This is a genomic window from Brevundimonas sp. 357 (assembly GCF_003938605.1).
GTDB lineage: Bacteria > Pseudomonadota > Alphaproteobacteria > Caulobacterales > Caulobacteraceae > Brevundimonas.
Genome location: NZ_RHWX01000008.1, coordinates 79264 through 93790 on the forward strand (window position 1 = coordinate 79264; position 14527 = coordinate 93790).

12 protein-coding genes are annotated in these 14527 nt (G+C 65.5%); 5 read left to right on the forward strand and 7 right to left on the reverse strand.

Annotation, left to right across the window (positions count from 1 at the left end; genetic code table 11):
* Positions 1-13 precede the first annotated feature (13 nt).
* Positions 14-2236 carry a TonB-dependent receptor gene (locus tag EGK63_RS08795; protein ID WP_207896359.1) on the reverse strand — a complete coding sequence of 741 codons (2223 nt, stop codon included), beginning with the start codon at positions 2234-2236 and terminating at the stop codon, positions 14-16.
* 272 nt (positions 2237-2508) lie between these two features.
* Positions 2509-3756, reverse strand: coding sequence for a TetR/AcrR family transcriptional regulator (locus EGK63_RS08800; RefSeq protein WP_234287820.1), 1248 nt, complete (start codon positions 3754-3756; stop codon positions 2509-2511).
* A 230-nt stretch (positions 3757-3986) separates the two neighbouring features.
* On the opposite strand from EGK63_RS08800, the gene EGK63_RS08805 reads away from it, so the two are divergent.
* From EGK63_RS08805 to EGK63_RS08825, 5 genes are all read left to right on the forward strand, one after another.
* Positions 3987-4580 carry a hypothetical protein gene (locus EGK63_RS08805; protein WP_125900853.1) on the forward strand — a complete coding sequence of 198 codons (594 nt, stop codon included), beginning with the start codon at positions 3987-3989 and terminating at the stop codon, positions 4578-4580.
* Positions 4581-4649: 69 nt separating this feature from the next.
* A complete protein-coding gene (locus EGK63_RS08810; RefSeq protein WP_125900855.1) occupies positions 4650-5387 on the forward strand; it encodes a molecular chaperone in 738 nt (245 codons plus the stop codon).
* Between the two features lies 1 nt (position 5388).
* The gene (locus EGK63_RS08815; RefSeq protein WP_125900857.1) at positions 5389-8004 is read left to right on the forward strand and encodes a fimbria/pilus outer membrane usher protein; all 2616 of its coding nucleotides are present in this window, start codon (positions 5389-5391) and stop codon (positions 8002-8004) included.
* A 37-nt stretch (positions 8005-8041) separates the two neighbouring features.
* Positions 8042-8902 carry a hypothetical protein gene (locus EGK63_RS08820; protein ID WP_125900859.1) on the forward strand — a complete coding sequence of 287 codons (861 nt, stop codon included), beginning with the start codon at positions 8042-8044 and terminating at the stop codon, positions 8900-8902.
* A gap of 298 nt (positions 8903-9200) precedes the next feature.
* Positions 9201-9878 (forward strand): helix-turn-helix transcriptional regulator, encoded by a 678-nt coding sequence (locus EGK63_RS08825; RefSeq protein ID WP_125900861.1) that lies wholly within the window; start codon positions 9201-9203, stop codon positions 9876-9878.
* A gap of 49 nt (positions 9879-9927) precedes the next feature.
* Here EGK63_RS08825 and EGK63_RS16745 read toward each other — a convergent pair whose 3' ends face one another.
* The 5 genes from EGK63_RS16745 to EGK63_RS08855 all read right to left on the reverse strand — a co-directional run bounded on the left by EGK63_RS16745 (position 9928) and on the right by EGK63_RS08855 (position 14478).
* Complete coding sequence (locus EGK63_RS16745; RefSeq protein WP_243637627.1) at positions 9928-11277, reverse strand: copper resistance protein B; 1350 nt, start codon at positions 11275-11277, stop codon at positions 9928-9930.
* The gene (locus tag EGK63_RS08840; protein WP_125900863.1) at positions 11274-13067 is read right to left on the reverse strand and encodes a copper resistance system multicopper oxidase; all 1794 of its coding nucleotides are present in this window, start codon (positions 13065-13067) and stop codon (positions 11274-11276) included. Before EGK63_RS08840 ends, EGK63_RS16745 begins: the two co-directional genes overlap by 4 nt.
* A 130-nt stretch (positions 13068-13197) precedes the next feature.
* Complete coding sequence (locus tag EGK63_RS08845; protein ID WP_125900865.1) at positions 13198-13752, reverse strand: RNA polymerase sigma factor; 555 nt, start codon at positions 13750-13752, stop codon at positions 13198-13200.
* Positions 13753-13759: 7 nt separating this feature from the next.
* A complete protein-coding gene (locus EGK63_RS08850) occupies positions 13760-14200 on the reverse strand; it encodes a Spy/CpxP family protein refolding chaperone (RefSeq protein WP_125900867.1) in 441 nt (146 codons plus the stop codon).
* Complete coding sequence (locus EGK63_RS08855) at positions 14197-14478, reverse strand: hypothetical protein (protein ID WP_125900869.1); 282 nt, start codon at positions 14476-14478, stop codon at positions 14197-14199. The genes EGK63_RS08850 and EGK63_RS08855 overlap by 4 nt, the downstream gene beginning before the upstream one ends.
* Positions 14479-14527 lie beyond the last annotated feature (49 nt).

Here is a 14527-nt window from a genome sequence, read left to right on the forward strand (position 1 = left end):
CTCGCAGGCGGGATCAGTAGCGATAGCTTACGCGGGCGCTCCAGGTGCGCGGGGCGTTGGGCGAGCCGGTGGACGCCGAGATGAAGCGGTTGCGCGACTCTTCCGAATAGGCGTTCGTCAGATTGTTGACGAAGAGGCCGAAGGCGTAGCCGCCGTTCATCGGACGGAACGTCAGGTTGGCGTTCATCAGCCAGTAGTCGCCGATGATAGAGTTGGACGAGGTGCTGAACTTCTCGCTGCGATAGGCGTAGTTGGTTTCAGCCTCGACGCCCCAGTCGCCGATCTGGTGCTCATAGGCGATCGAACCCTTGTAGTCGAAGCGCGGGAAGGGCAGGCGCTCGCCCGCGCGGTCGCTGTAAATGATGGTGTTGTACTCGCCCGTCACCGGATCCTTGGCGGCTTCGGTAGCCGAGGCGTTGACGAAGAAGAACTCGTCATATTCCCCGTATTTGTAGCCGACCGCCTGGGTGATGGTCAGGTTGTCGAGGGGCTGCCAGCGCAGTTCCAGCTCGGCGCCCTGGATGTGAGATTTCGGCACGTTGATCATGCGGCCGACGCGCCCGGTCTGGGTGTAAAGCACGCCCTGAAGTTGCTGGTCGCGGTAGTCGTAGTAGTAGATCGCCGCGTTCGCCTGGAGCCGGTTGTCGAACAGGCTGGCCTTGACGCCCGTTTCATAGGCGATCAGTTCCTCGAATTTGAACGGTTCCAACTGATCGGGCAGTCCGCTGTTGTAGGTGGTGAACCCGCCGGATTTCACCCCGCGCGAGACGTTGGCGTAGGCCAGCACGCTGTCGCTGAAGGCGTACTCGGCACCGATCTTGCCGGTCCATTCGCCCATGCTCTGGGCTTTGGAAGCGGTGGCGTTGACGCGCGGGACCGGAGCCAGAACCTCGGTCTTGAAGTCGTTCAGTTCACGAGTCTCGTCCTCGTAGCGCAGGCCGCCGATCAGGGTCAGGCGATCCGTCAGGCGGTAGTCCACATTGGCGAAGGCGCCCGTCGTCTGGACCTTCTGGCCGTAGGTGGTGCTCATCCAGAAGGCGAGGTTCTTCGCTTCCGAGAAGTCGGAATAGAAACCGCCGTCAATGTCTTCGGTCGCGTGATAGAGACCGGCCAGCCATTGCAGGCGACCGTCGCCGTTCGAGGCCAGGCGCACTTCCTGCGAGATCGTCTCGATGTCGTTGAAGAAGTAGGTGCCGGCTTCGTTCGAGGCCGTGGCGTCCCAGTCGTTGAACTCCTTGCGGTCGAAGGCTTCATAGGCGGCGACGGCGGTCAGGGTGGCCCAGCCCAGGTCGTGGTTCAGACGCAGACTGACGCCCTTGCCTTCGTTATCGCGGAACGGCTTGGCGTTGGGCGAGACGCCGATCAGCTGGGCGAAATAGGAAGAGATGCCCCAGCCGGTGATCCGGTGGGCCGTGTCGATCGGATAGACCTTGCCGCCGCCCGACGTGAAGGGAGTGGTGATCAGGCGCAGGCCCCGACCGTCCGACTTGTCCTGGCTGTAGTGGACGTTCAGGTCGAGGTCGGTCAGGTCGCTGGGGCGCCAGTTCAGGCGCAGGCGTAGGGCCTTGGTGTCCTTGTCGCCCAGGGTTTCGCCCGTGTCGCGGTGGTATTGCCAGCCGCCGCCGGTCTCGGCTGCGACGGCCAGGCGGGCGCTCAGGGTTCCGGCGATTGGACCCGAAACAAAACCCTCAAGCTTGGCGGCGTCATAGCTGCCGTAGCTGGCGTTGAAGCCGGCCGTGACATAGTCCGTCGGTGCGCCGGTGATGATGCTGACTGCGCCGCCGGTGGTGTTGCGGCCGTACAAGGTGCCCTGCGGCCCGCGCAGGACTTCGATGCGGGCGATGTCGAATAGCTGGCCCTGGGTCATCACGCCGTAGGGATAGGCGACTTCGTCGATATAGACGCCGACCGTCGAAGTGTTGTTGGCGGCGTAGTCCGTCAGGCCGACGCCGCGGATGCGGAACTGGGGCTGGCCGCCGCCCAGTTGGCTGTCGACTTCCATGCTGGGAACGGCGTTTTCCAGGTCATTGACCGTCTGGATGTTGCGCTTGTCCAGATCCTCGCCGGACACGACCGTCAGGGCCAGGCCGACCTTCTGCGCGGATTCCTCGCGGCGCTGGGCGGTGACGATGACGTCCTGAACGGTGGTGGCCTGCGGCTCGGTCGTGACCTCGGCCGCCGCGGGCGCCGCCAGGAGCAGTGCGGCGCTGGAAGCGCCGAAGAGAAGACGGTTCATGTGTCGATCCATCGGGCAGCGCGGGCGATCCAGTCGCTCGGGCTGGAGAGTTGGGGAGGGCCGCGAGCAACTGCTGTGTTCAGGCCGTGGCGCGGCGACAAAGGCCGAGATGATCGACCGTCTATGATGCCGCGCGACCGGATTGAAAAAACAACTGTTCGACAACGTCTCCGCTGTAGGGGATGGTCGTTATGCTTTGGTGACGCTTATTTGAAGTGTTGCCGTCGAGTCTGCAACAGAGAGAAAGTTCCGTATAGGAACGTTTGTTCGAATTAGTCGTGTTGCGTGACCAAGGTCGCAGCGGCGGCCCGCAGACGCGCCGCGTCCGGCGCATCGCCCGTCGCCGCCGCCATGATGGCCGCGCCCTTGATCCATAAGGCGAAACGGGTCGCCGCGCGGCGCGTCAGGTCGAACTGAGGCGGCCATAGCTCGTCGCGGTTGATGTAGTTGCCGCCGCCTTCGGGCCCGCGCAGGATCATCGCCAGCTCCTGGAAGGAGGGATCGCGGCGGGCCTGCAGGCAGACCTGGGCGATCAGTCGGGCGTATTTGACGTAGAAGCCGCGCTCGCCGCCCGGAGGCGTCTCCAGGGTAAGGGCCATCATCTCGCCCCATCGCTGCACGTCCGGGGGGCCGGCGCCCAGCGGATGGCGGTAATCGAGGTAGCGGGGCATCTCGCGGAAGACGGCGTGCCAGATCGCGTCGATCACGAACCGCCGCATATCCGCCCAGTGGTAGGCGATGGTGGAGGTCGAAGTGCCGATCTCCGTGCTGACCGATCGGTTGGTGACGACCCCGACGCCCTTGCTCAGGATCTGGTCCGCGGCGACGTCCAGCAGGCGGCGCTTGATGGAGTCGGGTTCCAGCCCGTCCCCCGGCGCCTTGGGAATCACCATCCGATCGACATAGCTTTCGGTCGCCGAGGCCGGATCGTCGGGGCGGCTGAAGGCCCGGTCGATCAGGCCGCCCAACCCCTCGGCCGCGATCACCTCATAGTCGGAGCGACCGCCCAGGGCGCCGACGTAAAACTGCTCGATGATCAGATAGGTGGAGATCGCCTCGCCGAACGATTCCAGGCCGGGGCGACGCGACAGGAAGGCCGTCCAGGCGTTGCGCCGCATCAGATCCCAGCGTCGCAGCAGGGGAGGCAGGAAGGCGGCCGGATCGGGGCTGACCAGCAGCTCCTCCCACACCCGAGCGAAGTCGGCCGAGGGCGCGGCGCGTTCCCTCAGATAGCGGGCGGTCAGGGCCAGCAGGCTGTCGCGACTGAGCGCCAGGGCGTCGACGCCGGCGAAGAATGACTCGTGATAGGCCTTGTCCTGCTCGAAGGCCCTGAAGGCGATCGCCTCGATCAATCCCGCCTTGGCGCCGAACAGGTTGACGATGACGGTCGTGCTCTTGCCCACGGCCTGGGCCAGGTCTCGCAGCGTCAGGCCGCGTAGGCCGACGTTTGTGACCAGGGTCATGGCGGCGGCGGCGACGCGGTCGGCTTCAAGTGAGCGTGAGGAGGCAGGCGTCGTCATCACTGACTGCATGGCCGCCTCGGGCGTTTGTGTCGAGACCTGATCGCATCGACGCCACGACGAGCACTGCGATCTAGTCAAAATTGACTAGCTCAAGATGAGTATCAATCTTGGGGATGTTCGCTCCGGGGGCGGGATTTAAATGGCGAGATTGTGGCGAGTAGCCGCAAGTCCAGGCGGCGGAGACGGCGACCTGGGTTGTCGAAAAATCAAGAATCCCGGAGGCGAAGATGCGTACTTTGATGATTACTGCGGCCGCCACCGCCGCAGCGGCTCTGTTGGCTCTGCCTGGCGTTTCCAGCGCCCAGACCAATGTGACGGTCAGCACCAGCGTGACCAATTTCTGCGGCATCGGGCTGGCCAACGTGGCCGGCGGCAATGTCGCCGTGGCCAATGGCGCGCGCCAGAAAGTCACCACCCTGCGGATGTCGTGTAACGCCCCGACCGGCGCCAAGCTGACCTCCAGCGCCCAGAACGGCGACTTCAAGTCGGCTGCGGGCGTTCTGATCAACTACGACTGGGACCTGGTGGTCCAGCAAGTGCCGAGCCTGGGTTTCCCGGCTCAGGACACTTGGCCCGGCAGCCCGGCCGTCATCACCAACTCGGGCGGCTATAGCCAGGCTCTGGCGGACGGCATCTTCGCCGATCTGTTCCTGAACCTTTGCTACAACGTCCCCGGCGGCCCCGGCGTCGGCGGCTCGCAAGGCGACAACACCAACCCCGGTTCGTCGGGCTGCGCGGCTGCGCCGTCTGGTCCGGGCGCGGCGTCGGCTCCGGCCGGCACCTATACGGAGGTCTTCACCTTCACGCTGAACCCGGCTTGATCGAGCCAGAACGGGGAGCCTTCAGGCTCCCCGTTTTTCTTTTCGCATTACTGCAGGGGAGATGCAGTTATGAGATTCCAAGTCGTCGCAACTTCAGTGCTCTGCCTGATGATGGCCATGACGGCGCCGTCCGATGCGCGCGCCATGGACGTCTCGCCGATGGTGGCCAAGATCACGCCTTCAGGAAGCGGATCCAGCTATCGACTGACCGTACGCAACACCAGCACGGCGCCGGCCACGGTCGAGATCGAAGTCTATCGCATGCAGGTCGATGAAAACGGCCACCGCAGCCTGGTCCCCGAAGACGACGACATCGGAGTCTTTCCGGTGCAGTCGGTCATCCCGCCCAATCGCGAGCAGGTGGTGCAGGTGCGCTACCTGGGCGACGGCGGCCCCGAAGGAAAGATGTACCTGGTTCGTGCGGCGCAGTTGCCGATCGACATGCAGTCGGTCACAGGCGACACCGAAGCGGGCGCAGACATAAAGCTGGCCTTCACCATCAACACCTACGTCTTCGTGGCCCCGACCAGCGCCAGGGCCGCAGTGGAGGTGACGTCGGTCTCGCGAGCGGCGAACGGCGACGTTCTTTTGACTGCGCGTAATACAGGCGACGGCTTCGCCCATCTGCGCGAGGCGCGTTTCACGCTGAAGACCGCGGATGGCCGGACGCATGAAGTTCCGGCGGCGGACATCGATGTCGGCGAGGTCAGCGTGATGGCGGGCGGCGCCACGCGCAACATCCGCATCCCGGCGGCATTGGCGGCGGAAGCCGGCGGCGACGTGACCGCCTCGATCGTCCTGCTGTGAGATGCCTGGCCGCAATCGGATCTGGCGGCGCCTCGGCGCCGCGGCCTGCCTGGGCGGCAGCGTCGCGTCCGCCAGCAACGCCGAAGCCCCGTTCGCTGCGGATGAAGTCATTCGCACGGCGCCAAACTATCCAGAAGTCACCTACGGCGCCGCCGCCGTAGTCCCGGTCGAGCGAGACGCCCCTGACGTCCTGCTCGCCGCCGGCGCCGCGTCGAGTGTTCCCCCCGCGCTCGATGCGGCGGCCGGCGGACCCCAGGAGCAGGCTCCGTCGCCCCGGCCCACGCCGGTGCTGAGCCCGATCCAGGGGCCGTTGACCCTCGATGGTCGCTATCTGGGCGATCTGGCGGGGGAGGTGGACATGCAAGGCGAGGGGGTGGTCGATGCGGAGGCGCTGATGGACCTTCTGGGCCCCAGCCTCGCGCCCGCCCAGCGCGAGCGGTTGAAAACGATTATCGCGTCGCAGCGGCGCGTGAACATGGCTGATCTGAGAGGCGATGGCTTTTCGTTGAGCTTTGACCCTCTGGCGCTGACGTTCGTCGCCGATCTGTCGGCCGGGGCCAGGGCGCGGCGAGACGTCAGCTTCAACCGCAACGAACTGGTCGATCCGGCGTCGTTTGATCAACCGGCCAATTTCTCGGCCGGCGCCAATATCACGGTGGCGCAGCAGTATTCGCACACCGAGGACCGGTTCGCGCCCTTGTCGGGCGGGATCGACATGTTCGTCAATTTCGGCGGTTTCGACGGCGTGACGCTAACGGCGGGAGGCGACTATGACGGCAGTTCGACGGATGAGCGTTGGCGTCGCCGCGAGATCAGGCTGACCAAGGATTTGTTTCAATCGGCCGTGCGCCTTACGGCGGGCGAATTCGCACCGCCGGTCGAGAGCTTTCAGGGATCGCGGCGGTTTCTGGGCCTGTCGGCGGCGCGGGCCTATTCGACTATCCGGCCGTTTCAGAACGTGCGGCCGGCCGGCCGGCGTCAGTTCGTGCTGGATCGCCCGGCGCTCGTGGTGGTCGAAGTCAACGGGGTGATCATAGAGCGGCTGCGCCTGGACGCCGGCCCCTATTCCCTGGGCGACTTCCCGTTTGGCCAGGGCGCCAACACCGTGCGCCTGCTTGTTGAGGACAATACGGGGCAAAGAGAGATCGCCGTGTTCGATCTGTTCGGCGGCGCGGGGCTTCTGGATCCCGGCGTTCTGGACTTCGGCGTGTCGGCCGGGGTGCTGGAAGAGGGCGGGTCTCTGGAATACGGTTCGTCCCTGGCCGCCTCGGGCTTTGTCCGCAAAGGGATTAGCGACGTGCTGACCCTGGGCGCCAACGCCCAATTGGCGGAAGGGCGCGGGCAAGTGGGCGGTCTGGCCGTATGGGGCAGCCGCGTCGGCCTGATTCAGGCCAGCGCCGCCGTCAGTCACAACGGCGATACGGGCGAGCAGGGCTACATCGCCTCCGTCGACTATCTGCGCGAGACCACCTTCGGACGTGAGATCGACCTGCGGCTCGTGGCGTCGGTGCAGGCCACTAGCCGATACTTCCAGAACGCCTTTGAAAGTTCAGCCTTCAATCGGGAGCAGTGGCGCGCGGCGGGGCAGGCCTTGCTGAGGTTTCGCGCCTATACCCTGGGGTTCGGCGCGGCCTTCGTGAAGGGGCGAGGCGAACGGGATCGGACCGACTTCAACATGAACGTGGGCCGGTCATTCCGTCGCTTCGGCGTCAATATGACCGTGCAGCGCACAACTGCGCTGGATGGCCGTGACGATACGCGTTTCGGGATCAACCTGACCACTCGTTTCGGCGGACGTTGGAGCGGGGTGGCGCGGTACGACACCCAGAACGACCTGCGCGAAGTGGGTATCTCGCGCTCCTCGACCGGGCGGTTGAACGACTTGAGCGGCGACCTGCGTTTCTCTGAGGATCGGACGCAGCAGACCATCGCGGGCGACCTGCGCTATATCAACAACCGTTTCGACGCTGAGCTCATCTCAAACCGGCTGGTGTCAAGCCAGCCGGGCGGGGCGACGCGACAGGAATCGTTGTGGCGGGCCTCGACCATGGTCGGTTACGCAAACGGAGCCTTCGGCATCGGGCGTTCTGCGCGCGAAGGTTTCGTCATCGCCACTGGCCATCCGACGCTGAAGGGCGCGCGAGTCAGTTTGACCGATTCCAGCGGCTATCCGGTCGCCAACAGCGGCTGGTTCGGGCCGGCGCTGGCGGGCGTCGATCGCGGCTACGGCGTGCGGCGCTATGAGTTGGAGGTCGACCCCTTGCCCGAGGGGTATGACCTGGGCAGCGGCGTGATTTCCGCTTTCCCCGGCTTCGGCAACGGCTATCGCTTCGTGGTCGGCAGCGACGCCTCGCATACCGCGCGCGGCTATCTGATCTCGCCCGAAGGGCCGGTCGCCTTGATCGGGGGCATGATCGTGGCCGCCGGAAGCGAAGACGAGGCGCACGGCAAGCCCTTCTTCACCAATCGAAACGGCCGCTTCATCGCCGACGGCCTGTCCCCCGGTCGCTATCGGTTGGTGATCAAGGGGCGGACGGTCGGGGAATTTGTCATCCCGGATAGTGCTGAAGGAGTAAGCGATGTGGGTGAAATCAAAACCCCCGGACCGGTGTCATAGGGCGCGGTTGCGGGTGATGGGCGGAGTGGCGGGCGTTGTGGCCCTCGTCGCCCTGGCTTCGGGCGCGTCGGCCCAGGCGTGCGATCTGGCTGTGCTGGACGGACCGCAGACGGTGCGGATCGAGTATAATCCTTTCGCCATCGGGCCCTCGTCCGGTGCGCTGGATGTCAGCATGGAGAACCGTGGCGACGCTGCCTGCGACGTACGGATGTCGTTCACGGACGACGTCGGCATGGAAGTGACCAGCGTTGTTCTAGGCAATGTCGCGTTGCAGTTCCGCCCGCGAGAGGCGTCGGGCGTGCAGATGGCGGACGTACAGGCCGCCGTGTTCCAGTACCAACTCGCGGCAGGCGCCAAGGGACAGGCCCAAATCGACGCCGCCGTGGTGCAGGGAGCGGTCGCTGACGCGGGCGAATATGGCGTGAACTTGCGGCTGGTGCTGAAGACGCCGGGCGGGGAGTCGATCGGCGCGCCGATCCCTGTGCGCCTGATCCTTCAGGCGACGCCGCGGGCGCAACTCAACCTTGCGGGCGCCGCCGGCGCCTTCGGCAGCGGCTCCAGTGTTGAGGTGGTCGATTTCGGCGAAGCGGTCGCCGGGGCGACGCGGCGAATATTCCTCCAGGTTCGGGCCAACACCTTGGCGACGGTGTCGATCGCGTCTCAGCACGGCGGCGTTATGCGTCGGGTGGAGGAAGTCCCCAACGCCACGACCTTGCCTTACGCCGTGGAACTGGACGGAGACGAGGTGGACCTGTCTAGCTTGTGGACAAAACAGGTCGATCCGCCGCGCACCCTGGCTGGAGTCTCCATTCCGATGACCTTCACCTTGGGGCAGGTCGGAGGTGCGATGGAGGGACGATATGCGGATATGTTGACGATAGATATCTCGCCCAAGTGAACTGACCCTTTTTGGGAATATAAATGATCATATAAATTATCATGCCAAATAAGTGTGATCTGAAACAGTAACGAGTATTTTTATGTTAGTGGTTTGGTCGATTGAAGTTATTTCGATTTGAATATTTTGACTGTTTGGTAGGTTAAATTCTTTAGCTAAGGTTATTAAAACACACATTTCTGAATTTACCGCTTGAAATTCGGCGTTTTGTGTCCAGAATGAGGCTGATGAGAACGCGCCGATCAGCTTGGCTAAAAGCTGATGAGCCTTAAGGCCAGGCGTGCGGGAGGTGAGGGCGATGATCGGAGAACGGAGCCTGGCGGCGTTTTCGCAAGGCAAGGCCCAGCCTGTGGATCAGCTGTTGATAAAGCCGATCGCCTCTGCCGCCTTCGCCGATACGCGGTCCTTTCTCCGCGCCGCGTCCCGGGGACGTCATTCGGAGACAGACGCCTGGTTTGAAGCCGACGATACGGCGCGGTTCATTCTGGATGCGTCGGGACGAGTGTTGCGGACCAACGCCAAGGCACGGGCTTTGGCCGACTGCGGCATGGTGGGATCACGCGGCGTCTTCATCTGCGCGGCTCATCGCAGCCGGGCCGAACTGGATGCTCTGCTACGCGGTCTTGCCGACGGCAGCCGGGAAAGCGGGCGTATTCTGTTCCGAGCAGGCGATGACGAGTGGTGCATCCTGGATCTTATGACGACGCCGGAGGCGCCGAACCGCGTGTTCGCCACGGCGCGGCCGGTCAAGCCGCTGGATACGGCGAGGATTACAGCCCTGGGCGCCGTCTTCGGTCTGACCCGGGCCGAGACAGCGGTGCTGCTGCATCTGACGGCAGGCGCGACGCCCAAGGACATCGGCCGCAAGCTGGAGATGTCGATCCATACAGTGCGGGCGCATTTACGCTCGATCTGCATGCGTATGGGCGTCAAGGGCATCAACGGCGCCCTGAGACTCAGTTTTCAGATGAGCTGATCTGGTGGGTCGAAAGGCGCGCCTGTTTGCAGGCGCGCCTTCTTTCCAATCAGAACCAGGCCTTGATGCCGACCACGAAGCGCGTGTCTTCGGGATCCTGGCCTCTGGCCTTGGCGTAGTCGGCGGTGTCGCCCAGCGAACGGGTCCACTCGACGCCGACGTAAGGGGCGAACTCCTTGCGGATTTCATAGCGCAGACGCAGGCCCGCCGTGACCGAAGTCAGCCCCGATCCGATTTCGAGCTCCGGGATGTCGCTGGCCGACAGGGCCACTTCGATCGCCGGCTGAAGGATCCACTTCTGGGTGATGCGCTGATCGTATTCGGCCTCAGCGCGGGCGGTCAGGTCGCCCTCGGTCGAGAGGAAGGCGGCGGCGCTCATCTCGAACCAGTAGGGAGCCACGCCCTGAATGCCGACGGTCAGGTGGGTGGTGTCGTCGCCGTCCGGACGGAAGTCCTGGCGCACACCCGCCTGCACGTCCCAGAAGGGTGCGATGGCGCGGCTGTAGAGAGCCTGAACCTCGGCCTCGTGCAGCCTACCGTCGATCTCGCCTTCGCCTTCGGTCTTCCACCAGAAGCGGTTGATATCGCCGCCGGTCCAGCCCTGGGCGCCCCAGCTGTAGCCGTCAGCGCCGTCGCCGAAGCTGGCTTCGATGGAGTCGATCAGCACAGCCGTCGAGCGGATGTCGCCGTTCTCGACCAGAAGCTGCTTGCGCGAAGCGGCCATGACGGCCGGGTCGAACAGCAGGTCGGCGGCATGGGCCGGAGCTGAACGAGCGGCGGCCGGGGGCGGGGTCTCGACCATGCGGCCGCCGACGGCGTCCACGCTGGTCGGGATGTTCGGCCCGCCGCGCGCGGCGCTCATGTCATGACCGGCATGGGGATCGGTCTGGGCGGCGCCATGACCGGCATGGCCGCTCATGTCGTGACCCGCGTGCGGGTCGGCGGGGGCCGTCTGCGCCGGAGCCATGGCGTGACCCGCATGGGGATCGGCCGCAGGGGCGTCGTGCTCGGCGTGGCCGCTCATATCGTGACCGGCATGCGGATCGGCCGGAGCCATGTCGTGACCCGCGTGGGGATCCGCCAGGGCCGCCTGGGCCGGAGCCATGTTGTGGCCGGCATGGGGATCAGCCGGAGCCGCGCCGTGCCCGGCGTGACCGCTCATGTCATGACCGGCGTGCGGATCAGCCGGAGCGCCGGAGGTGGCGGCTCCATGCATGGGGCAGGACTTGCCGTCGCGCATCATGGGGCAGTCGTGCGCGGGCTTGGCGGCCGGGGGTGTCGCCTGGGCAGACGCTGCGGGAGCGTGACCCGCATGACCGGCGTGGCTCTGGGCCAGGGCGGGACCGCCCGCGGCCAACATCAGGGGCGCGAGCGCCAGGGAGAAGGAAAGGGACTTCACGAGACGGCTCCAGCCAGCGGGCGAACAGTGACGACGTTGAACATGCCCGCGTGCATGTGCATCAGAAGGTGACAGTGGAAGGCCCAGTCGCCGGGCGCGTCGGCGGTCAGGTCGAAGGTGACCTTGCCGCCGGGGGCGACATTGACCGTGTGCTTCAGCGGCTGATTGCCGTCGTGGCCGTTGACCAGTTCGAAGAAGTGGCCGTGCAGGTGGATGGGGTGAGCCATCATGGTGTCGTTGACCAGGGTCACGCGCACGCGCTCGTTCAACTCGAAGCGGATCGGCTCGACCACTTCCGAGAATTTGCGACCGTCAAAGCCCCACATGAACCGCTCCATATTGCCGGTCAGGTGAATCTCCATGGTGCGCGAGGGCGTGCGGGTGTCCTTGTTCGGCGTCAGCGAGCGCAGGTCGGCGTAGACCAGCACGCGGTGATCGACGTCATCGAGGCCCTGCGGCCGGTCGGCCAGACGGTTGGACGGGGCCGGGGCGATGGCGTCCACGCCGACGCCGACGGCCATGTCGGCCGGGGCGTTGTTCGGATCGCGCATGCTCATGCCCGAATGGTCCATCGGCGCAGCCGCCGCAGCGCCCGCAGCGCCCGCAGCGGCGCCGTGGCCCATGGCCGCGTGGTCGGCGCTCGCAGCGCCGTGCGCGCTGTGATCCATGCCGCCCATGCCCATGTCCTTCATGGTCAGGTTGGGCACCTTGCGTAGCGGCGGAACCTCGGCCGTCATGCCCATGCGCGGCGCCAGGGTGGCGCGGCCCATGCCCGAGCGGTCGATGGCTTCGGAAACGATGGTGTAGGCGCGGTCCTCAAGCGGGCGGACGATGACGTCATAGGTCTCGGCGACCGAGATCTGGAACTCGTCGATTTCGACCGGGCGGACATTCTCGCCGTCGGCCTGAACCACGGTCATCGGCAGGCCGGGGATGCGGACGTTGAAGATCGACATGGCCGAGGCGTTGATGATGCGCAGACGCACGCGCTCGCCCGGCCGGAACAGGCCGGTCCAGTTCTCTTCCGGACCATGGCCGTTGACCAGATAGGTGTAGGTGGTGCCGTTGACGTCCAGGATGTCGCGCGGGTCCATGCGCATCCCGCCCCACATCCGGCGCTCGGCGGCGTTCATTCCGTCCGAACCGTCCAGCAGGCCTGCCAGGGTCGTCTTCTGCATGTTGAAGTAGCCGGGGCTCTTCTTCAGCTTGTCCAGGATTTCATGCGGATGCATGAAGCTCCAGTCCGACAGGACCAGGACGTGTTCGCGGTCATAGGCGACAGGATCGGCGCCGGCCGGGTCGATGACGATGGGACCGTAGTGGCCCATGGCTTCCTGAAGGCCCGAATGGCTGTGATACCAATAGGTGCCCGACTGCTTGATCGGGAACTCATAGACGAAGGTCTCGCGCGGCTTGATGCCGGGGAAGCTGACGCCCGGCACGCCGTCCATCTGGAACGGCAGCAGCAGGCCGTGCCAGTGGATCGAGGTGTCCTCGTCCAGATTGTTGGTCACGGACAGGCGCACGTTCTGGCCTTCGCGCATCCGCAACAGGGGCGCGGGCAGCAGGCCGTTGATCATGAAGGCGTGGCCGGTGCGGCCGCCCACGGTGAAGCTGGAGTCGCCCACGCTCAGGTCGATGTTCGGCCCGGTCAGGGTCGGCAGGTCGGCCCGCAGGCCCGGCGATCCGGTCTGCGCCCAGGCGGGCAAAAGACCCTGAAGGCCCAGAATGCCGCCGCCCAGGGCGGCGCCTCGCAACAGGGTTCGACGGTCCAGTGATGTTGTCGCCATGAAGTCCAAGTCTCAAAGAGGCCGTTCGCCTTAAAAAGGCGCGCGGGGAGGGGGTCTGATCGGGATACGCAGGCGACACGGTCGCCCCTTGCATCGCCGTTGCGGCAGGGCGCCGCAGCATGCCGACGCCTTAACGCGCTAGGGCCTGATTTAACTTCTGCCTGGCGCGGGCGATACGGGTCTCGACCGCCTTGGGCGTGACACCCAGAACTTCGGCGATCTCGGCATGGGAGCGGCCTTCCAGCGAGGCCAGCAGAAGCGGCGCTTTCAGATTGTCGGGCAAGGCGGCCAGGGCGCGATTCATCTCGTCCATGCGGCGGCGGTCGTCCAACTGGACCTCGACTTCAGGCGCGTCTTCGCCCACGGCCATGGCTTCGGGCGTGTCAAGCCCCATGACGCCGCGCACGATGCGGCGCACGGTGCGCTTGCGGCCCCAGTCGCGGCATTTGTTGATGGCGATCGAGCGCAACCATGTCTCGAAGGAGCGCGTCGGATCATAGCGCCGGATCGCCAGCCAGGCCGAGACATAGGTTTCCTGCAGCAGGTCGTGGGCCTCGTCCGTGTCGCCGACGTAACGACGCACGAAGCGATAGAGGTCGCCGCTGGTCGCCGCCATCAGGGCGGTGAAGGCTGTGCGGTCGCCGCGCGCGGCGCGCGCCTCGTCTGTGTCGCCCCCGGCCGTCACCTCGGCCTTACCGAGGCTCTTGCGTAAGGGCGCCGGCGATTTCCTTGTCGAAGACGCGGGCCTGTTCCGGCGTCAGAACCGCGCGCATTTCGAACACATGGGCGATGGTGGCCTTCTGCAAGGCGCCCATGGCGTCATGGAAATGGTCGACGGCGGCGCGAACCTCGGGGCTGTCGCCCTGGCTGGCGGCGATGGCGTTGGCCAGTTCGCGGTTGGCGGCGCGCACGTCGGCCTCCAGTGTTTCACGCCGCACGGTGAAATGCTCTTCGATACCGTCCAGGCGAGCGTCCTGATCTGCGGTCAGGTCCAGCTTCTGATGCACGATGTCGTGCACGCTGGGCGTCTCGTGCTGCTTCATCATCCAGCCCGCGGCCAGCCAGGCGGCGCCCCCGCTGGCCAGGGCGGCCAGCGCCACGGTCAGGGCGATGGACTTCCAGTTGGCGTTCATCCGCCGACCTCGAAGCGGGTCATCGGCGACAGGCCCGCAGAGACGCTGAAGACCTGAATGTCGGAGTGGTTGGGCTTGAACGCCTGACCCAGCATGCCGCCGTTGGTTACGCCGACCAGCAGGGCGACGGCCATGACCGCCAGACGCACCTGACCCGACCGGCGTTGCTCCTGCCGCTCTTCGATCCGCCGCCAGACATGGTTCTCCAGTCCCGCCAACCGCAAGGTTTCATCTGCTGGAAACGGCGTCGCCAGGATGCGGTCGATGTCTTTTGTCATTCTGCACCTTTCGCGGGCCCTGTCTGTCATACGCGAGGCGACGCGCCTT

Coding starts and splice junctions, on each gene's coding strand:
- EGK63_RS08840 (WP_125900863.1), bottom strand. CDS start 13,067: ATGGCGACAACATCACTGGACCGTCGAACCCTGTTGCGAGGCGCCGCC.
- EGK63_RS08815 (WP_125900857.1), top strand. CDS start 5,389: ATGCCTGGCCGCAATCGGATCTGGCGGCGCCTCGGCGCCGCGGCCTGC.
- EGK63_RS08795 (WP_207896359.1), bottom strand. CDS start 2,236: ATGAACCGTCTTCTCTTCGGCGCTTCCAGCGCCGCACTGCTCCTGGCG.
- EGK63_RS08800 (WP_234287820.1), bottom strand. CDS start 3,756: ATGACGACGCCTGCCTCCTCACGCTCACTTGAAGCCGACCGCGTCGCC.
- EGK63_RS08805 (WP_125900853.1), top strand. CDS start 3,987: ATGCGTACTTTGATGATTACTGCGGCCGCCACCGCCGCAGCGGCTCTG.
- EGK63_RS08855 (WP_125900869.1), bottom strand. CDS start 14,478: ATGACAAAAGACATCGACCGCATCCTGGCGACGCCGTTTCCAGCAGAT.
- EGK63_RS08825 (WP_125900861.1), top strand. CDS start 9,201: ATGATCGGAGAACGGAGCCTGGCGGCGTTTTCGCAAGGCAAGGCCCAG.
- EGK63_RS08810 (WP_125900855.1), top strand. CDS start 4,650: ATGAGATTCCAAGTCGTCGCAACTTCAGTGCTCTGCCTGATGATGGCC.
- EGK63_RS08850 (WP_125900867.1), bottom strand. CDS start 14,200: ATGAACGCCAACTGGAAGTCCATCGCCCTGACCGTGGCGCTGGCCGCC.